Source organism: Variovorax sp. Varisp85 (genome assembly GCF_047304045.1).
Lineage (GTDB): Bacteria > Pseudomonadota > Gammaproteobacteria > Burkholderiales > Burkholderiaceae_C > Variovorax.
Genome location: NZ_JBGLYN010000076.1, coordinates 1 through 18,988 on the forward strand (window position 1 = coordinate 1; position 18,988 = coordinate 18,988).

Annotated in this window: 19 protein-coding genes; 8 read left to right on the forward strand and 11 right to left on the reverse strand. The window is 67.9% G+C overall.

What is annotated here, in order from left to right:
• Nucleotides 1-25: 25 nt before the first annotated feature.
• From ACCC97_RS24140 to ACCC97_RS24170, 7 genes are all read right to left on the reverse strand, one after another.
• Complete coding sequence (locus ACCC97_RS24140) at nucleotides 26-388, reverse strand: 6-carboxytetrahydropterin synthase (protein WP_413315381.1); 363 nt, start codon at nucleotides 386-388, stop codon at nucleotides 26-28.
• Nucleotides 389-432: 44 nt separating this feature from the next.
• Nucleotides 433-1,071: a 7-carboxy-7-deazaguanine synthase gene (gene queE / locus ACCC97_RS24145; RefSeq protein WP_413315378.1), complete on the reverse strand. Its 639-nt coding sequence runs from the start codon at nucleotides 1,069-1,071 to the stop codon at nucleotides 433-435.
• Nucleotides 1,068-1,910, reverse strand: a complete 843-nt coding sequence (gene panC, locus ACCC97_RS24150) for a pantoate--beta-alanine ligase (protein WP_413335486.1) — start codon at nucleotides 1,908-1,910, stop codon at nucleotides 1,068-1,070. Before panC ends, queE begins: the two co-directional genes overlap by 4 nt.
• 9 nt (nucleotides 1,911-1,919) lie before the next feature.
• Entirely contained in the window at nucleotides 1,920-2,816 is an 897-nt protein-coding gene (panB, locus tag ACCC97_RS24155; protein WP_007837592.1) for a 3-methyl-2-oxobutanoate hydroxymethyltransferase, read from the reverse strand.
• Between the two features lie 73 nt (nucleotides 2,817-2,889).
• Nucleotides 2,890-4,461 (reverse strand): L-aspartate oxidase, encoded by a 1,572-nt coding sequence (gene nadB, locus ACCC97_RS24160; protein ID WP_413335511.1) that lies wholly within the window; start codon nucleotides 4,459-4,461, stop codon nucleotides 2,890-2,892.
• A gap of 41 nt (nucleotides 4,462-4,502) precedes the next feature.
• Entirely contained in the window at nucleotides 4,503-5,339 is an 837-nt protein-coding gene (locus ACCC97_RS24165; protein ID WP_413335489.1) for a segregation and condensation protein A, read from the reverse strand.
• A gap of 76 nt (nucleotides 5,340-5,415) precedes the next feature.
• Nucleotides 5,416-5,622, reverse strand: a complete 207-nt coding sequence (locus ACCC97_RS24170; protein ID WP_007837597.1) for a DUF3460 family protein — start codon at nucleotides 5,620-5,622, stop codon at nucleotides 5,416-5,418.
• A 69-nt stretch (nucleotides 5,623-5,691) separates the two neighbouring features.
• Here ACCC97_RS24170 and ACCC97_RS24175 point away from each other — a divergent pair, with 69 nt between their 5' ends.
• Nucleotides 5,692-6,165: a hypothetical protein gene (locus ACCC97_RS24175; RefSeq protein ID WP_007837599.1), complete on the forward strand. Its 474-nt coding sequence runs from the start codon at nucleotides 5,692-5,694 to the stop codon at nucleotides 6,163-6,165.
• Between the two features lie 3 nt (nucleotides 6,166-6,168).
• Here ACCC97_RS24175 and ACCC97_RS24180 read toward each other — a convergent pair whose 3' ends face one another.
• The gene (locus tag ACCC97_RS24180) at nucleotides 6,169-7,848 is read right to left on the reverse strand and encodes a SulP family inorganic anion transporter (protein ID WP_413315375.1); all 1,680 of its coding nucleotides are present in this window, start codon (nucleotides 7,846-7,848) and stop codon (nucleotides 6,169-6,171) included.
• Between the two features lie 122 nt (nucleotides 7,849-7,970).
• On the opposite strand from ACCC97_RS24180, the gene ACCC97_RS24185 reads away from it, so the two are divergent.
• The gene (locus ACCC97_RS24185) at nucleotides 7,971-9,689 is read left to right on the forward strand and encodes an enoyl-CoA hydratase-related protein (RefSeq protein ID WP_413335491.1); all 1,719 of its coding nucleotides are present in this window, start codon (nucleotides 7,971-7,973) and stop codon (nucleotides 9,687-9,689) included.
• A 12-nt stretch (nucleotides 9,690-9,701) separates the two neighbouring features.
• On the opposite strand, the gene ACCC97_RS24190 is transcribed toward ACCC97_RS24185, so the two are convergent.
• Together ACCC97_RS24190 and metG are read right to left on the reverse strand one after the other, a co-directional pair.
• Nucleotides 9,702-9,908: a hypothetical protein gene (locus ACCC97_RS24190; protein ID WP_007837614.1), complete on the reverse strand. Its 207-nt coding sequence runs from the start codon at nucleotides 9,906-9,908 to the stop codon at nucleotides 9,702-9,704.
• Between the two features lie 17 nt (nucleotides 9,909-9,925).
• A complete protein-coding gene (gene metG / locus ACCC97_RS24195) occupies nucleotides 9,926-12,016 on the reverse strand; it encodes a methionine--tRNA ligase (protein ID WP_413335493.1) in 2,091 nt (696 codons plus the stop codon).
• A gap of 69 nt (nucleotides 12,017-12,085) precedes the next feature.
• Here metG and ACCC97_RS24200 point away from each other — a divergent pair, with 69 nt between their 5' ends.
• From ACCC97_RS24200 to ACCC97_RS24215, 4 genes are all read left to right on the forward strand, one after another.
• On the forward strand, nucleotides 12,086-12,601 hold the full coding sequence (locus ACCC97_RS24200) for a DUF4180 domain-containing protein (RefSeq protein ID WP_413335495.1): 516 nt from the start codon (nucleotides 12,086-12,088) through the stop codon (nucleotides 12,599-12,601).
• Nucleotides 12,602-12,715: 114 nt separating this feature from the next.
• Nucleotides 12,716-13,747, forward strand: a complete 1,032-nt coding sequence (locus ACCC97_RS24205) for an isocitrate/isopropylmalate dehydrogenase family protein (RefSeq protein ID WP_007837620.1) — start codon at nucleotides 12,716-12,718, stop codon at nucleotides 13,745-13,747.
• A 28-nt stretch (nucleotides 13,748-13,775) separates the two neighbouring features.
• Nucleotides 13,776-14,474 carry a phosphodiester glycosidase family protein gene (locus ACCC97_RS24210; protein WP_413335497.1) on the forward strand — a complete coding sequence of 233 codons (699 nt, stop codon included), beginning with the start codon at nucleotides 13,776-13,778 and terminating at the stop codon, nucleotides 14,472-14,474.
• A 48-nt stretch (nucleotides 14,475-14,522) separates the two neighbouring features.
• Nucleotides 14,523-15,203 (forward strand): YceH family protein, encoded by a 681-nt coding sequence (locus ACCC97_RS24215; RefSeq protein WP_413315369.1) that lies wholly within the window; start codon nucleotides 14,523-14,525, stop codon nucleotides 15,201-15,203.
• A 31-nt stretch (nucleotides 15,204-15,234) separates the two neighbouring features.
• On the opposite strand, the gene ACCC97_RS24220 is transcribed toward ACCC97_RS24215, so the two are convergent.
• Nucleotides 15,235-16,440, reverse strand: coding sequence for a patatin-like phospholipase family protein (locus ACCC97_RS24220; RefSeq protein WP_042674176.1), 1,206 nt, complete (start codon nucleotides 16,438-16,440; stop codon nucleotides 15,235-15,237).
• Nucleotides 16,441-16,621: 181 nt separating this feature from the next.
• Between ACCC97_RS24220 and apbC the strand changes: the two genes are divergently transcribed.
• Complete coding sequence (gene apbC, locus ACCC97_RS24225; RefSeq protein WP_413335498.1) at nucleotides 16,622-17,713, forward strand: iron-sulfur cluster carrier protein ApbC; 1,092 nt, start codon at nucleotides 16,622-16,624, stop codon at nucleotides 17,711-17,713.
• A 209-nt stretch (nucleotides 17,714-17,922) separates the two neighbouring features.
• Nucleotides 17,923-18,867, forward strand: coding sequence for a LysR substrate-binding domain-containing protein (locus ACCC97_RS24230; RefSeq protein ID WP_413315368.1), 945 nt, complete (start codon nucleotides 17,923-17,925; stop codon nucleotides 18,865-18,867).
• Nucleotides 18,868-18,988: the final 121 nt, after the last annotated feature.

The window sequence follows — 18,988 nt, forward strand, 5'->3', positions numbered from 1 at the left end:
CCCCCAGCGGGGGAGGGAGAAAAACCTAGAAATCCACGGTGCAGGAATCGCCCATCGCCTCCCGCCACACCTTCACCCGCGCCAGCGATGGCCGCAAGTCCGGCAGCGCATCCGCGATGAACACGCACAGGTTCTCCAGCGTCGGCGGATGCAGCCCCGGCACGTCGTCCAGCAGGTGATGGTCCAGCAGCTCGCGCACCTCTTCCAGCCGCCGGCGCAGCAACCCCAGGTCGATCACCATCCCCGTCACCGGATCGCGTTCGCCCGCGAGCCAGACCTCCGCGTGGTACGTGTGGCCGTGGATACGGCGGCTGCCTTCGATTTCGATCTCGCGCTTCAGCGTGTGGGCGGCGTCGAAGAAAAAGCGTTGGCTGATGGTGAAGCGCATCGTCAAGAAAAAAGAAACTCTGAAAGGGAAAAAGTGCCGCCGTCTCAGCGGATGCCAGTGATCTTGTGCGTCTGAACGCTGAGCCGCCACACGGGCTGCTTCATGCATTCGGCAATGCAAAGCTCGGTGTTCGCGATCCGGTCGGGCCCGTCCATCGGCTGCAGGAAACGGTGCGTGAACTCGCCCGTGCGCGCCATCGTGTCTAGGTCGAAGTCGGTCTGCGGCCATACCAGCTTCAGCTCCTGGCCGCGCTGCTGCACCCACGGCGCGCCGGCCTTGGGGCTGATGCACAGCCAGTCGATGCCCTCGGGCGCCTCGACCGTGCCGTTGCTCTCGACTGCGATGCGGAAGCGCCGCGCGTGCAGCGCGTCGACCAGCGCCGTATCGACCTGCAGCAGCGGCTCGCCGCCGGTCAGCACCACGAGGCGATGCTCGGCGTCGTTTGCCGGCCATTGCGCGGCGATGGTGTCGGCGAGCTGCCCGGCATTCTTGAACTTGCCGCCCAGCGTGCCGTCGGTGCCCACGAAGTCGGTGTCGCAGAAACGGCAGATGGCCGAGGCTCGATCTTCCTCGCGGCCGGTCCAGAGATTGCAGCCCGCAAAGCGGCAGAACACGGCCGGCATGCCGGCCTGGCCGCCTTCGCCCTGCAGGGTGTAGAAGATTTCCTTGACGCTGTAAGTCATAAGGCGGAGGGAGCTTCGATCTCCAGGTTGTCGATCAGCCGCGTGGTGCCCAGGCGCGCGGCGGCCAGCGCCACGAGCGGTTCGCCGACGGCAGGTGCCTGCAGGTCGGCGCGGCGCCGCAGCACCAGGTAGTCCGGCTGCCAGCCGCGCTGCGTGAGCGTTTGCATGGCCCGCGCTTCGATCGCGGCAAGGTCGCGTTCGCCTGATCGCACTGCCTCGGCCATGGCCTTCAGCGCCTTCGACAGCTGTACCGCTTCCGCGCGCTCGTCCTTGCTCAGGTAGCCGTTGCGCGACGACAGTGCGAGCCCGTCGTCTGCGCGGAAGGTCTCGCCGCCCACGATCTCGATGGGCAGCGCGAACTGCCGCACCATGTGGCGGATCATCATCAGCTGCTGGTAGTCCTTCTTGCCGAACACCGCCACGCGCGGCTGCACGCACTGAAAGAGCTTCATCACCACCGTGCACACGCCGATGAAGAAGCCGGGGCGAAAGTGCCCTTCGAGGATGTCGGCCAGGGCAGGGTCGGGGTGCACCTTGCAGGTCTGTGGTTCGGGGTAGAGCGCCTTTTCGTCGGGCGCGAACAGCACGTCGCAGCCGGCGGCGCGCAGCTTCTCGCAGTCGCTGTCCCAGGTGCGCGGGTAGGTGTCGAAGTCTTCGTGCGGCAGGAACTGCAGGCGGTTCACGAAGATGCTCGCCACCGTCACGTCGCCCAGCGGTTTCGCCTGCTTCACCAGGGCCAGGTGGCCGTCGTGCAGGTTGCCCATGGTGGGAACGAAGGCGGGGCGCTTGAAGGCGGCGAGGTGGTCGCGCAGTTCGGCGATGGTGTGTGCGATGTACATGATGGTTCCTTACCAGGCGTGGAGTCGGTCGTCGGGGAAGCTGCCGTCCTTGACGGCCTGCACATAGGCCTTGAGCGCGGGCAGCACGCCCGGCGCATCGGCCATGAAGTTGCGCACGAACTTCGGCATCTTGCCGAGGTTGATGCCCAGCATGTCGTGCAACACCAGCACCTGGCCGGCGGTGGCCTTGCCGGCGCCGATGCCGATGGTGGCGCAGTGCTGCAGCCCGGCCGTGAGTTCGGCGGCCAGCGCGGCCGGCACCATCTCCAGCACCAGCATCGCGGCGCCCGCGTCCTGCAGCGCATGGGCCTGCTGCTTCAGCAGCGCGCCGGCGGCGTCGCCCTTGCCCTGCACGCGGTAGCCACCCAGCGCATGCACCGTCTGCGGCGTCAGGCCGAGGTGCGCGCACACCGGGATGCCGCGCTCGACCAGGAAGCGCACAGTCTCGGTCGTCCAGCCGCCGCCTTCCAGCTTGACCATGTGCGCGCCGGCCTGCATCAGCACCGTGGCGCTGCGCAGCGCCTGTTCGCGCGACTCCTGGTAGCTGCCGAAGGGCAGGTCGGCGATCAGCCAGGCCGTGCCCTGCACGCGGCGCAGGCCGCGCGAGACGCTGTCGGTGTGATAGCGCATGGTGTCCAGGCTCACGCCCACGGTGCTGCTCAGGCCCTGGCAGACCATGCCGAGCGAATCGCCGACCAGCAGGCAGTCGATGCCCGCTGCATCGGCCATCGCTGCGAAGGTGGCGTCATAGGCAGTGAGCATCGCGATCTTCTCGCCGCGCGCATGCATGTCGGCCAGGCGCGGCAGGCTCACGGGCTTGCGCGAGGCGAGCGGGGAGGCTGGTGGCAGCGTGCCGTAGGGCGAGGACGGTGGTGTCTCGGGTGCGGGGGGGGTGGTGTTCGACATGGTTGGGTTTCTCCCTGCGGGCGTCGGTGGCCGGGCATCCTTGAGTGAAGAAGACAACGAAGCGGTGGGTCGGTCAGTCGGCCGGCGGCACCAGCACCGTGGGTGCGGTGGGCTCGGCGAGCGAAGGATAGTCGCGGCTGAAATGCAGGCCACGGCTCTCGTGGCGGGCCTGCGCGGAACGAACGATCAGCTCGGCCACCTGCACCAGGTTGCGCAGTTCGAGCAGGTCGCGCGTGACGTGGAAGTTCGCGTAGAACTCCCGGATCTCGGCCTGCAGCAGCGCGATGCGGTGGCTCGCGCGCTCCAGGCGTTTGTTGGTGCGCACGATGCCGACGTAGTCCCACATGAAGCGGCGCAGCTCGTCCCAGTTGTGCGAGATGACCACGGCTTCGTCGGCATCGGTGACGCGGCTCTCGTCCCAGGCGGGCAGCTCGGCTCGTTCGCGCGCCGGAGCCGCGGCAATGGCGCCGGCCGCCGCGCGCGCGAACACCATGCACTCGACCAGCGAGTTGCTCGCGAGGCGGTTGGCGCCGTGCAGGCCGGTGCAGGCGGTCTCGCCGATGGCGTAGAGACCCGGGATGTCGGTGCGCCCGCTCAGGTCGCTGAGCACGCCGCCGCAGGTGTAGTGCGCAGCCGGCACCACGGGGATGGGCTCGCGCGTGATGTCGATGCCCAGCTCCAGGCAGCGCGCCAGGATGTTGGGGAAGTGTTCCTTGAGGAAGGCGGCTGGCTGGTGCGAGATGTCGAGGTAAACGCAGTCCAGGCCGTGCTTCTTCATCTCGAAGTCGATGGCGCGGGCCACCACGTCGCGCGGCGCGAGTTCGGCGCGCTCATCGTGCTTCGGCATGAAGCGCGTGCCATCGGGCAGCTTGAGCAGCCCGCCTTCGCCGCGCACCGCCTCGCTGATCAGGAAGGACTTGGCGTGCGGGTGGTACAGGCAGGTCGGGTGGAACTGGATGAACTCCATGTTCGACACCCGGCAGCCCGCGCGCCACGCGGCGGCAATGCCGTCGCCGGTGGCGGTGTCGGGGTTGGTGGTGTACAGGTACACCTTGCCCGCGCCGCCCGTGGCCAGGATGGTGTGCGGCGCGCGGAAGGCCAGCACCTCGTCGGCTTCGTCGTCCAGCGCGTACAGCCCCTGGCACGACGGATCGTCCAGGCCGAGCTTGGTGCCGGTGACGAGGTCGACCAGCGTGTGGTGCTCGAACAGCGTGATGTTGGGCGTGCGGCGCACGCGCTCGATCAGCACCTGCTGCACGGCCGCGCCGGTGGCGTCGGTCACGTGCACGATGCGGCGCTGGCTGTGGCCGCCTTCGCGCGTCAGGTGCAGGTCGCCGCCTTCTTCCGAGAACGGCACGCCGAGTTCGCGCAGCCAGCCGATGGCCTCGGGCGCATGCTCGACCACGAAGCGCGTGGCCCCGGGATCGCACAGGCCGGCGCCGGCCACCAGCGTGTCTTCGATGTGCGCGTCGAAGCTGTCGCCGGCCGCCAGCACGGCCGCGATGCCGCCCTGCGCCCAGGCGCTGGAGCCGTCGTTCAGCGCGCGCTTGGTCAGCACGGCCACGCGATGCGTGGGGGCCAGGTGCAGCGCGGCCGAGAGGCCGGCGAGGCCGCTGCCGACGATGAGGACGTCGAAATCGCGCACGGCGGAAGTCACTGGGGTCACTGGTATAGGGACCGGTTGGGTCAGACTGGCGAATAGGCCAATCTGACGTAGATGGGGGCGAAGGCTTCCGCCTGCGTGATGTCGATCAGCGTCTCCTTCGCGAGCTCGAGCATCGCGATGAAGGTGACGATCAGCACCGGCGTGCCGCGCGACACGTCGAACAGCTTCTCGAACTCCACGAAGCGCTGCCCCTGCAGGTGGCGCAGCACGATGCTCATGTGCTCGCGCACGTTGAGCTCCTCGCGCGAGATCTTGTGGTGCTGCACGAGCTTGGCGCGCTTCATGATGTCGGCCCAGGCGTCGCGCAGCTCGACCACGTCCACGTCGGGGAAGCGCGGCTTCAGCGATTGTTCGATGTAGACCTGTGCCTTCCAGAAGTCGCGGCCGTAGGTCGGCATGGCGCTGATGGCGGCGGCCTGCAGCTTGGTCTGTTCGTACTCGAGCAGGCGGCGCACGAGTTCGGCGCGCGGGTCTTCGGCCTCCTCGCCGTCGGCCACCTTCTTGGGCGGCAGCAGCATGCGCGACTTGATCTCGATCAGCATCGCGGCCATCAGCAGATACTCGGCCGCGAGTTCGAGGTTCGTCTGGCGGATCTCGTCGACGTAGCTCAGGTACTGGCGCGTGAGCCCCGCCATCGGGATGTCGAGGATGTTGAAGTTCTGCTTGCGGATCAGGTAGAGCAGCAAGTCCAGCGGGCCTTCGAAGGCCTCCAGGAACACCTGCAACGCCTCGGGCGGGATGTACAGGTCCTTTGGCATCGCGAACAGCGGCTCGCCATAGAGCCTCGCGAGCGCGACCTGGTCGACCACGTCGGGCATGGCGACCACCAGCGTGCCGTTGTCCTCGTCTTCGCTCATCGGCTGGTCACTATTGTTTTAATAGCGACCGACGCAATGCAGACGGGCATTTGCTGCCAATTCGGCATCAAGAAGATTACTTGGATTGCGTCTGGTAGACGTAGGGCTGCATCGGCACGCGGGCTTCGCTGTACTCCTCGAGCAGGCCGCGGTCGAGGTGCTTGTCCCAGAGAAGGGCGCGGCCGGCGCGCTGTTCGGCCTCCAGCGTCGGCTTCTTTTCCTTCATCTCCTCGATGAAGTTCGTGATCTCGGAGGTGTAGTGGGGGCGGCGGAAGATGGACATAGACTGGACCTTTATGGCGCGAATTTTACCGGGGACGGCATGAAGCAACGGCAAGGGTGGCGGATCGGCATGGCAACAGGGTTTCTGGCGGCGGTCATCGGGCTCGCGGCATGCGACCCGAAGAGCATCAGCGAGCTCGAAGAGGGCGTCTCCACCGAGGCCGACGTGCGGGCCCGGTTCGGCGAGCCCGAGAACATCTGGGACGCGCCGAACGGCCGCGTCCTCGAGTACAACCGCCAGCCGCAGGGCCAGAAGAACTACATGATCACCATCGGCGCCGACGGCAAGATGAGCGCGCTGCGCCAGGTGCTCACGCCACAGAACTTCGCCAAGGTGCAGCCCGGGATGATGATGGAAGACCTGCGCAAGCTGCTCGGCAAGCCCGCCAAGGTCACGCCCTATGCGCTCAAGCGCGAGACCGAATGGGAATGGCGCTGGGTGCAGCCGCCGAACTCGGCCATGGTCTTCACTGCCACGCTGAACGACGACCAGCGCGTGGTGCGCAGCGGCTCCTCGCCCGACCGCGGCACCGAGGCGCCATAGCGTTCAGGCGCCGTGGCCCGCGCCGGGCCGGCTGGTCGTCAGTTCCTCGGCGAAACCCGAGCGCTCCAGCACCTCGAGCGGCTGCGGCTGCAGCGACTCGATGCGCAACTGTCCGTCGCGCGCCAGCACCGCACGGTGCAGCTGCCGCAGCGCATCGACGCCCGTGGCATCGATGTAGATCAGGTGCGTGGCGTCCAGCACCAGCGTCATGCCACGCGGCGCGCGCTCGGCGGCGTTCACCGCCTCGTCGAGCTTCGCGGCTGCACCGAAGAACATCGCGCCGTAGAGGCGGTAGGTGATCACCGGCGGCTGCAGCGTCACCAGCTCGACGCCGAACAGCCCGCTCATGCGCCGGATGAAGAGCGCGCAGGCCAGCACGATGCCTGCCTGCACCGCCACCGTCAGGTCGAACACCACGGTGAGAAAGAAGGTGCCGAGCATCAGCAGCCGGTAGTGCCGGCTGAAATGCCGCAGCTGGGTGGGCGTGAACTCACGCCATTCGCCCATGTTCAGTCCCACGAACACCAGGATGCCTGCCAGCACCGCGAGCGGTACGTGGCGCGCCAGCGGCGCGGCCAGCAGCACCACGACGAGCAGCGTGATCGCATGCACGATGCCCGCGATCGGCGAGGTGCCGCCCGAGCGGATGTTCGTCACGGTGCGCGCGATGGTGCCGGTGGCCGGCATGCCGCCGAAGAAGGGCGTGACGACGTTCGCGATGCCCTGCGCCATCAGCTCCTGGTTGGGGTCGTGGCGCGGCTGGCCGCTGAGCTGGTCCGACACGCGTGCGCACAGCAGCGACTCGATGGCGCCGAGCAGCGCGATGGTGAGCGTAGGCGTGACGAGCTGCTTCACCGTTTCCCACGAGAAGTCGGGCAATGCGAAGCCCGGCACGCCTTCGGGAATCCCGCCGAAGCGCGTGCCGATGGTTTCCACCGGCAGCGCGAAGCCCCATGACACCAGCGTCAGCGTGACCAGCGCCACGATGGGCCCTGGCATGCGTGCACCCACCTGCACGGCGCGCGTGCGCGCCACCCGGCCCGCGACGCGCAGTACCGCGGTGCCCACCTTCGAGTCGCCGCTCAGCAGCAGCGGCCACAGCGCCAGCCCGGCCACGCAGGCGATGCCGAGCGCGAAGGCATAGGGGTTGAAGGTGCCGATCTGCAGCGCCATCGCGTGCAGCTGGGAGAACACGTCGGCCGGCATCTTCGCCACTGTCAGCCCGAGCAGGTCCTTCAGCTGCGACAGCAGGATCAGCACCGCGATGCCGTTGGTGAAGCCCACCACGATCGACAGCGGCACGAAGCGCACCAGCCGCCCGAGCCCGAACAGCCCCGCCATGAACAACAGCACGCCTGCGCAGGCGGTCGAGATCAGCAGGTTCGCCACGCCGTAGCGCTCGACGATGCCGTAGACGATCACGATGAACGCCCCCGCCGGCCCGCCGATCTGCACCGCCGAGCCGCCCAGCAGCGAGATCAGGAAGCCCGCGATGATCGCCGTCCAGATGCCGGCTTCGGGCTTCAGCCCCGAGGCGATGGCGAAGGCCATGGCCAGCGGCAGCGCCACGATGCCGACCGTGGCGCCCGCGCCCAGGTCCTTGAAGAAGCGCTCGCGGTTGTACCCCGCGAGCGAGTCCATCAGGCGGGGGCGGAAACGGGTGAGGTTCAGCGGGGATTGCATGGGATGCCCATTGTGGACTGCTGTCCCCATGCGAACTTTCGATCAACTTATCCAATGAGAAAGATGCAGATACATTTTTGACATTCATTGACATTTCGTCGCCGACATTACCGAGGCCCTCGATGCACATTCTGCTTGTCGCAAGCGCGTTCAACAGCCTGACGCAACGGGTTCTTGCCGAACTCCAGGATCGTGGCCATACCGTGGGAGTGGCGCTGGCCCTCGGCAATGACGATGCCTTGCGCGAAGCCGTGCGGGATCATTCGCCGCAGCTCATCGTGGCGCCGATGCTGACCACCGCGATCCCCGAGGATGTCTGGACCGGCCACACCTGCCTGATCGTGCATCCCGGGCCGCCGGGCGACCGGGGCCCCTCGTCGCTCGACTGGACGCTGCAGGACGGCGCGCAAAGCTGGGGTGTCACCGTGCTCGAAGCCGTGGCCGAGATGGACGCGGGCGATGTCTGGGCCTGGTCGCCGCTGAAGGTGCCGCCGCTGGCCGGCAAGAGCGACTTCTACCGTGGCGAGGTCGCCGATGCCGCGCTCGACGCGGTGTTGCTCGCGGTGGAGCGCTTTGCCTCCGGCAAGTACAAGCCCCGGAAGCAGAAGGCCGCCGCCCTGTCCGCCGGTTGGCGGCCCTTCATGAAGCAGGCGCAGCGCCGCATCGACTGGGCGGCCGATCCGACCGAAGTGGTGCTGCGCCAGCTGCGCGCGGCCGATTCGCAGCCCGGCGTGCTCGACGAACTGCTGGGCGTGCAGTGGTATCTGCACGGCGGCCATCCCGAGGGCGAGCTGCGCGGCAGGCCCGGCGAGCTGGTCGCCACCCGCGCCGGGGCCATCTGCCGCGCCACCGTCGACGGCGCCGTGTGGATCGCGCAACTGCGGCCCTGGCGCGAGCCCGGCTCGCGGTTGCCCAGCTTCAAGCTGCCGGCCGTGCAGGCGCTCGGAGACCTGCTGCCTGCGGAAGTGCCCGAGGTGCCGGCGCCGCTGCAGCTGCAGCTGCCGGCCGCGCGCCGCACCTGGTCCGACATCCGCTACAGCGAGCACGGTACGGTCGGTATGCTGAATTTCTCGTTTGCCGGTGGCGCGATGAGCACCGTGCATTGCCGGCGGCTGTTGGAGGCCTACCGCTTCGCGCAGACCCGGCCGACCTCGGTGCTGGTGCTGGGCGGGCTGCGCGACTTCTTCTCCAACGGCATCCATCTCAACGTGATCGAGGCGGCCGACGATCCTGCCGAAGAGTCGTGGGCCAACATCCACGCGATGAACGATTTGGTCGAAGCGGTGCTGACCACCACCGACAGGCTCACCGTGTCCGCGCTCGGCGGCAATGCGGCGGCCGGCGGCGTGATGCTCGCGCTGGCGGCCGACGAGGTGTGGTGCCGCGATGGCGCCGTGCTCAATCCGCACTACAAGCTGATGGGCCTCCATGGCTCCGAATACTGGACCTACATCCTGCCGCGCCGCGTGGGCGAGAGCGAGGCGCAGCGGCTCACGCAGTCGGCGCTGCCGGTGAGCGCGAAGCGCGCGGTCGAGCTCGGCATGGCGCAGCGCGTGCTGCAGGCCGCGCCGGAGGAGCTGGGCGACGAGGTGGTCCGCATGGCGGCGCAGCTGGCCGCCTCGCCGGTTCTGGCCGAGCGCATCGCGCAGAAGAAGGCGGTTCGCGCGCAGGACGAGTCGGTGAAGCCGCTGCAGAAGTACCGCGACGAAGAGCTGACGCACATGCGCCGCAATTTCTTCGATGCCCGCGAGCCGCATGCGGGGCTGAGGTCCGCCTTCGTGCGCAAGGAAAAGGCGCCGCGCACGCCGCCCCACCTGGCCCGGCTGGGCCTGACGGACTGACTGAGTTGCCGCCTACTCGCTGTCGGGAATCACCGCATCGGCCGCCGCGCCCACGGCCTTGCCGGTGATGCGCGCGGTGCCGATGGCCGCGTCGGCGGCGAGGCCCACCGCGCCGGCGCCCACGCTCACTGCGGTGCTCGCCACCGACACCACGGCGCAGCCGCTCAACAGGGCGGAAAGCGAGAGCAGCAGAAGGGCGCGATGCAGCAGCGTGGCCATGGCGATGTCCCTTGCGATCAGCGAACCCGCATGCCCGGCGTTGCGCCCGGCCACGGTTCCAGCACGTGGATGCCCGGATGGGCCTTCTCGTCGCCGTGGCTGGCGGCCAGCACCATGCCTTCGCTGATGCCGAACTTCATCTTGCGCGGCGCCAGGTTGGCGACCAGCACGGTGAGCTTGCCCACGAGCTGCTCGGGCTGATAGGCGGAAGCAATGCCGCTGAACACGTTGCGCGTCTTTCCCTCGCCCGCGTCGAGCGTCAGGCGCAGCAGCTTGGTCGAGCCCTCGACCTTCTCGCAGGCGACGATCTTCGCGATGCGCAGGTCGATCTTGGCGAAGTCGTCGATGGTGATGGTGGGCGCGATGGCTTCACCGCCCGGCAGTGCGCCTTCCGAGGAGGCGGCGGCCGGTGCGGGTTCGGGCGCGTCGAACAGCTTGTCGACCACCTTGGCGTCGGCACGCTGCATCAGGTGCTTGTACTCGCCGATGGCGTGGCCCGCCGCCAGCGACTGCGCGGCATCCGCCCAGGCCAGCGGCGAGATCTTCAGGAAGGCTTCGACGTTCACGGCCAGCGCCGGCAGCACCGGCTTCAGGTACAGCGTGAGCAGGCGGAAGGCTTCGATGCAGACCGTGCACACGTCGTGCAACCGTGCCTCGGCGCCTTCCTTCTTGGCCAGCTCCCAGGGCTTGTTCTGGTCGACGTACTCGTTCACCTTGTCGGCCAGCGCCATCACCTCGCGCAGCGCGCGGGCGTAGTCGCGGCCGTCGTACAGCGAATGCAGCTGCGGCGCCGCATCGCGCAGCGCGAACAGCAGCGCGTCGCCGTCGGCCGACACCTCGCCCAGCTGGCCGCCGAAGCGCTTGCCGATGAAGCCGGCCGCGCGGCTCGCGATGTTGATGTACTTGCCCACGAGGTCGCTGTTGACGCGCGCGACGAAATCCTCGGGGTTGAAGTCGATGTCCTCGTTGCGGCCGTTGAGCTTGGCCGCGATGTAGTAGCGCAGCCATTCGGGGTCGAGCCCGATCGACAGGTACTTCAGCGGGTCGATGCCCGTGCCGCGGCTCTTGCTCATCTTCTCGCCGCTCACCGTCAGGTGGCCGTGCACGTACACGGCATCGGGCGCCTTGCGGCCGCTGAAGTGCAGCATCGCGGGCCAGAACAGCGTGTGGAAGGTAATGATGTCCTTGCCGATGAAGTGCACCTGCTCCAGGTCGGGGTCGGCCATGTACTCGGTGTACGAGATGCCGTCGCCGCCGAGCTCGATGCAGCGCTTGTCGAGCAGGTTCTTCAGCGACGCCAGGTAGCCCACGGGCGCGTCCAACCATACGTAGAAGTACTTGCCCGGCGCATCGGGGATTTCGATGCCGAAGTAGGGCGCGTCGCGGCTGATGTCCCAGTCGCCGAGGCCGCCCTTGCCTTCGTCGTCCTTGTAGAGCCACTCGCGGATCTTGTTCTGCACCTCGCTCTGAACGTGGCCGGCAGCGGCAGTCCATTCCTTCAGGTAGGCCTCGCAGCGCGGGTCCGACAGCTTGAAGAAGAAGTGGTCCGAGCTGCGCAGCTCGGGCTTGGCACCCGACAGCGCCGAGTAGGGATTGATCAGCTCGGTGGGCGCGTACACGGCGCCGCACACCTCGCAGTTGTCGCCGTACTGGTCCTTCGAATGGCAGTTGGGGCACTCGCCCTTGATGAAGCGGTCGGCCAGGAACATGCCCTTTTCGGGGTCGTAGAACTGCTCCACGCTCTTGGTCTCGATGAGGCCGTTGGCGCGCAGGTCGCGGTAGATGTCCTGCGCGAGCTGGTGGTTCTCGGGCGCGTCGGTCGAGTGCCAGTTGTCGAACGAGATGTAGTAGCCGTCGAGGTAGGGCTTGCGGCCCGCGGCGATCTCGGCCACGAAGGCCTGCGGCGTCACGCCGGCCTTGTCGGCCGCGATGGTGATGGCCGCGCCGTGGGCGTCGTCGGCACAGACGAAGTTGACCTCGGCGCCATTCATTCGCTGGTTCCGCACCCAGATGTCGGCCTGGATGTATTCCATCATGTGGCCGATGTGGAACTTGCCGTTGGCATACGGCAGGGCGGTGGTGACGAAGAGCTTGCGCGGGGCGGACATCGGGGAGGGCGCTTTCGGGAGTGACTCGGAGGTGAGACGGACGGGGAACCGGGCATTTTAGGTGGCCGCGTGCGCCCCGCGTCCGGCCGGGTGTTTGGTGGCAGCATCGCCCCATTCGCCTGCAACCACCGCGACGCCAGGGAAATCGATCAGGAACTGGGCGCCCGCGAGAATCCGGCCGTCCACCCCATGGCCCCCAAGCCACTGAAATCCCTGAGATCCCCGATGCCCTTGAATGCCATCCGCCACCAGATCGGTCCCTTCGTCGTCCTCGAATGGACGTCGCCGCTGCAGAACGTTGGCGAGGCCACGGACCTGGTCGGCGCCTGCATGTCGCACGACACCGACCGCCTGCTGCTCGATGCGGGCGTGCTCCCGCCCCCATTCTTCGAGCTTCGGACGCGTTTCGCGGGCGAGTTCCTCCAGAAGCTGCAGACCTACCGGCTGCGAACCGCGGTGGTGATGTCGCCGCTCGCCGATCACGGCGCACGCTTCGAGGAATACCTGCGGGAAGCCCGGCGCGGGCACTTCTGCCGGTTCTTCACCTCGCGTGACGAGGCGCTTGCGTGGCTGGCCCGCGAATGACCCTTTCGGCCGATTCTGGCGCCTCGCCGGCGCAATGGGCCGGCGTTATTCTTCCGCCTTCGCGCCGCACTGGCCGCGACTCCTCACTCACCTGACCTCACAAGGGCGCTTTCCATGACCACTCCCATTCCCGCAACCCTCATCCCCGGTGATGGCATCGGCCCCGAAATTGTCGACGCCACGTTGGCCGCGCTCGACGCGCTGAAGGCCCCCTTCGCCTGGGACACCCAGATCGCCGGCCTGGGCGGCGTCAAGGCCTCGGGCGATCCGCTGCCGCAAGCCACGCTCGACAGCATCCGCCGCACCCGCCTCGCCCTGAAGGGCCCGCTGGAGACGCCGTCGGGCGGCGGCTACCGCTCGTCGAACGTGCGGCTGCGCGAAGAGTTCCAGCTGTATGCCAACCTGCGCCCGGCGCGCACCATCATTCCCGGCGGCCGCTTCGACAAGATCGACCTGGTGGTTGTGCGCGAGAACCTCGAAGGCCTCTACATCGGCCACGAGCACTACGTGCCCATCGACGGCGACCCGCACGCCGTGGCCATGGCCACCGGCATCAACACTCGCCAGGGCAGCCGCCGCCTGCTGGAGTACGCCTTCGACACCGCCGTGGCAACGGGCCGCAAGAAGGTCACGATCGTGCACAAGGCCAACATCATGAAGGCGCTTACCGGCATCTTCCTGGAGACCGGCCTCGACCTCTACGAGAAGAAATACAAGGGCAGGTTCGAGCTCGACACGGTCATCATCGACGCCTGCGCGATGAAGCTGGTGCTCAACCCCTGGCAGTTCGACATGCTGGTCACCACCAACCTGTTCGGCGACATCCTGTCCGACCTCGTGGCGGGCCTGGTCGGCGGCCTGGGCATGGCGCCCGGCGCCAACATCGGCACCGACGCCGCGATCTTCGAGGCGGTGCACGGCTCCGCGCCCGACATCGCCGGCAAGGGCATCGCCAACCCGACCGCGCTGCTGCTGGCCGCCGCGCTGATGCTCGACCACGTGAAGCTGCCCGAGCTGGCCACGCGCCTGCGCAAGGCCATCGACGAGACGCTGAACATCGACAAGGTGCGCACGGGCGACCTGGGCGGTACGGCGGGCACGGCGGCGTTCACCAAGGCGCTGGTCAGCCGCATCAACGGCGGTTGAGCGGCGCAGGCAGGGCTCGCAGGGCTGCATGAGAAAGCTTCTGCTGCTCCTGGCGGCCCTGCTGTTCGCAGGCCTCGCGGCGGCCGACCCGCGCTTCACCGTGGTGAAGGTCGACCTGCGCATCGAGCGGCTCGAGCTGTTCCTGCGCGACGACGCAGGCGTGCCGTTCAAGCGCTTCGACCGGCTCGATGCCTGGCTGAAGGAGCGCCACCGGCAACTGGACTTCGCGGTGAACGCCGGCATGTACCACGAGGACTTTTCCCCGGTCGGCCTGCTTGTACGTGACGGCCGCGAAGAAGCGCCGCTCAACCTGGCGGATGGCGTGGGCAACTTCTTCCTCAAGCCCAACGGTGTGTTCCTCGTCTCGGACGCGGGGCCGCGGGTGGTCGAGTCGTCGGAATATCCGGCGCTGGCCAAGGGCGTGCACCTCGCGACGCAGTCGGGTCCGCTGCTGCTGCGCCATGGGGTCGTGCATCCCGCCTTCATTCCCCATTCCGATTCGCGCAAGATCCGCAACGGCGTCGGCGTGATCGGCCACACGGCCATCTTCGTCATCAGCGAAAAGCCGGTGAATTTCCACGAGTTCGCGCTGTACTTTCGCGACGTGCTCCACTGCCGCGATGCGCTGTACCTCGACGGCACGGTCTCGGCCCTGCATTCGGCTGCGCTGCACCGGAGCGACTTCGTGCGGGAGCTGGGGCCTATGCTCGGCATAGCGTCGCCTTGAGTGCGGTTGCCGCCCTTCGCGTTTTCACCATCGATCCTTGCCCGAGCCATGTCCACCCCATCGCTGCCCGTCCTGTCCCTCCTCGAAACCCGCGTGCTCGGCGTGCTCGCCGAAAAGCAGCGCACCGTGCCCGACAGCTACCCGCTTACGCTCAATTCGCTGGTGTCGGGCTGCAACCAGAAGACCAGCCGCAACCCGGTGCTCGAACTCACCGAGTCGCAGGTGCAGGCCGCCATCGACAGCCTGAAGGGCTACAGCCTCGTCGCCGAAACCAGCGGCGGGCGTGCCTTCCGCTACGAGCACAACGTCGACCGCGTGCTGCGCATTCCGTCGCAGTCGGTCATCCTGCTCACCGTGCTGATGCTGCGCGGGCCGCAGACGGCGGGCGAACTGCGCATCGCCTGCGACCGCATGCACAACTTCGCCGACATCTCGTCGGTCGAAGGCTTCCTCGACGAACTGGCGGAGCGTCCGGCCGGTGCGCTGGTGGTGAAGCTGGCACGCCTGCCCGGCGCGCGAGAAAGCCGCTGGGCGCATCTGCTGAGCGGTGCGCCGGCGGAAGAGGTGGCGGGGCCGGCGTCCGAGGCATCGCACGCCGGTCACGATGTGTCGCTCGGCGAGGTCGCGGCGCTGAAGGCCAATGTGGCGCGGCTCGAAGCCGAAGTGGCATCGCTGAGGGCGCTGCTGGGGCGGGTGTGTTCCGAACTGGGCATTTCCGAAGGGGGCTGAGCGCGCCCGCCCGACGGCCGGGAAGCGGGGCTCACGTCGCGGCGAGCGTCTCCCACCCGAAGAACCGGAGCACTTCGTCGCGCTGCCGCATCGCATCTGCGCGTCCGAGCGCCATCAAGTCGCGCGTGTACGCCGAGTCGAACAGCAGGTAGCTCGCCAGAGCGCCGCCCTTCACGTCGGCCGCCACCTTCGAGCCGCCCAGCAGGTGCCGCACCGCGCCCGGCAGGGCATCGACATGGCGTGCCGCGATCACGTCGAGCCGTTCCGACGGCGAGATCACCAGCAGGTCGAGCGGGCGCAGCGTGCTCGCCGCGCGCGCCTCTTCGGGAACCAGCCCCAGCGTGTGGTTGATGCGGCGCAGCCGCTCGATGTCGACTGCCAGCGCATCGAGAAAGATGCTCGACAGCGCATGGCCCGCGATCTGCGCCATCGTCGGATAGCCGCTGTGGGTGTTGGGCGCCGTGGTGTCGCGCGGCTCGTGCATGCGGCCCGCGCCGATCACCACGATGCGCTGCGCGCCGAGGTGGATCGCTGCCGCGATGGGCGCCGACTGGCGCATCGAACCGTCGCCGAAGTATTCGATGTGGCCTTGCATCGGCAGGGCCGTGGCCGGAAACACGAAGGGAATGGCCGACGAAGCCAGCAGGTGCGCATGCGTGATGCGGTCGCGTACCGACAGGCGCTGCGACCGCACCCACGGCTCCATCGGCACGGCAGCCTCGAAGAAGGTGACGTGCTCGCCCGAGCTGTAGCTCGACGCGGTCACGGCCAGCGCCTGCAGGTGGCCGTCCTTCATGAGCTGCGGCAGCCGCTCGAGCGGCACCATGCGCTGCAGAAGCTCGGCAAGCGGTGCGTTGTCGAGCAGCGACTTCGGCTTGATGCGCATCCAGTTGGCCGCGAAGCGCCCGAACCCGAGCAGCATGCGCCAGCGCGTGCCGCTGCCGATCACCGAGAGCGAATCGGCGCGGTACACCTGTTCGGCGCGGAACCGGCTCCAGACCTCGGCGATGTTCGCCACCACCTGGTCGAAGTCGTCGGCGCCGCAGGCCAGCGCGGCCGCGTTGATGGCGCCGGCGGAGGTGCCGGTGATGACGTCGAAGGGATTGCCGGTGCCGGTGGCCGCCGGTCCGGCCGCGCGGCGGATGTCGGCAATGGCTTCGAGCACGCCGACCTGGTAGGCGGCCCGGGCGCCGCCCCCGGTGAGCAGGAGGCCGGTGGCGGGACTGGTCTCTGTCATTTTGTCGTTGCCATGAGCCATTGAAAGCAGACCTGGATTCCCCGTTTTCTTGCGGAACACCGCGGAACCGGCTTTGCCGGGCCGCTGGTGTTGCCCCCGGTAGGGGGCGGGAGAAGCGACACGAAGTGCGCGAAGCCTGGGGGCGAGCCACTAGACTACCGGCCATTCAGGAGTTTGATCAATGGCACTCACCCCAGAAGGGCTCATGGACGCGCTCAAGGCCGTCGCGGACCCTAACACCGGCAAGGAATTCGTGGCGAGCCGGTCGCTCAAGAACCTGCAGATAGCGGAGGGCGACGTCTCGTTCGACCTCGAACTCGGTTATCCGGCGAAGAGCCAGCACGCGGCCATCCGAAAGGCGCTGGTGGCGGCCGCCAAGACGGTACCGGGCGTGGAGAACGTGTCGGTCAACGTCGTCACCAAGGTCATCAGCCATGCGGTGCAGCGCGGCGTGCAGCTGATGCCCAACGTCAAGAACATCGTCGCGGTGGCCTCGGGCAAGGGTGGCGTGGGCAAAAGCACCACGGCGGCCAACCTGGCGCTGGCGCTGGCGTCCGAGGGCGCCACGGTCGGCCTGCTCGACGCCGACATCTACGGCCCGAGCCAGCCCATGATGATGGGCATCGAGGGCCGCCCCGAAAGCGCCGACGGCAAGACCATGGAGCCCATGGAGCGCCACGGCGTGCAGGTGATGTCCATCGGCTTCCTGGTCGACCCCGACCAGGCCATGGTCTGGCGCGGCCCCATGGCCACGCAGGCGCTGGAGCAGCTGCTGCGCCAGACCAACTGGAAAGACCTCGACTACCTCATCGTCGACATGCCCCCGGGCACCGGCGACATCCAGCTCACGCTCAGCCAGCGCGTGCCGATGACGGGCGCGGTGATCGTCACCACGCCGCAGGACATCGCGCTGCTCGATGCGAAGAAGGGCATCAAGATGTTCGAGAAGGTCGGCGTGCCGATCCTCGGCATCGTCGAGAACATGGCGGTGCACATCTGCTCGAACTGCGGCCATGCGGAGCACATCTTCGGCGCGGATGGCGGCAGGAAGATGGCGGCCGAGTACCAGATGGAATACCTGGGTGCATTGCCGCTGGACATCAAGATCCGCCTGCAGGCCGACAGCGGCGCGCCCACCGTGGTGTCCGATCCGGACGGCGACGTGGCCGGCATCTACAAGGCCGTTGCACGCCGCGTGGCCGTGGGCATCGCCGAGAAGGCGAAGGATTTTTCCTCCAAGTTTCCGACGATCTCGATCAGCAAGAACACCTGAGGGATGACGCCCTGCTTTTCGATTGGGTGCGTTGTGCGTGATGTGCGTCGTTGTTCGGGGCGCGGTCACGCCGACGGGGTGCCTTGCTCCGCGAATGTCCCCCGGCCTGCTGCCTCCTCCTTTATTTCGCTGCGGGAGCCACCCGGTGCCCTTGGCATGCACCCCGAACACAAGCACCCCGCGACACGACACGCGCCGGAGCCACAGGCATGAACCTGCTCGCCTCGATGCGCTACCTGGTGGCGCTCAACGAGCACAAGCACTTCGGCCGCGCCGCGCAGGCTTGCCACATCACGCAGCCGGCGCTGTCGAACGCGCTGCGCGCGCTCGAAACCGAGTTCGGCGTGGTCATCGTCAAGCGTGCGCGCGTCTATGTCGGCCTCACACACGAGGGCGAGCGCGTGCTGGCCACGGCGCAGCGCATGCTGCGCGACAACGAAGTGCTGCTGCAGGAGTTGCGCAGCGATGTGGACAATCCGCACGGTCGCCTGCGCATGGCCGCGGTGCCTACCGCTATTCCGATGCTCTCGCGCTTCGCCGCCATGCTGAACCAGCGGCATCCGGGCATCCTGCCGGTCGTGCTGTCGATGAGCTCGCAGGAACTGGAGACGGGGCTCGAAAGCCTTTCGATCGACCTTGCGCTCGGCTACACGGAGCGCATGCACCTGCCGGGCATCAAGCTCACGGCCTGGCCGCAGAGCGTCGAGCACTACTTCCTCCTGCGGCGCGCCGAAACGCCCTCTGTGGACGAACTGCGCATCGGCCAACCCATCACCTGGGCCGAGGCCGGCAAGCTGCCGCTGTGCCTGCTCACGACCGACATGCACAACCGCGCCATCATGGACCAGGCGCTGCGCGAAGCCGGCGTTCCGGTGGCGCCCGCCATCGAGACCAACTCCGTGCTCGCGCTCGCGCTCGCGGTCAGCGCGGGCACGGTCAGCAGCGTGCTTCCGGGCGCCATGGTCGCGGCCGTGCGCAGCCATCGTGAGCTGGAGGCGCTGCCGCTGGTGGCGCCCGAAGTGCTCACGCCGATCGGCTTCATGACGCAGGACGGCGTGCGCTCCTCGCGCGCGCTCGAAGCCGCGCTGGCCTTCCTGCAAACCCCCGAGTGGCGTGAGCAGGTGCGTATCCACAGCGGGGCGCTCGGCGACTGAGCACCGGCCGGGCATTTAGTTATTGAATCGGCCGATGCGCCGAACGAATTTGACGGAGCGAGAAACGTTCTGACACACTCCTCGGCCCGGATTCAAACACAAGAGTTACAAATCCGGCCAA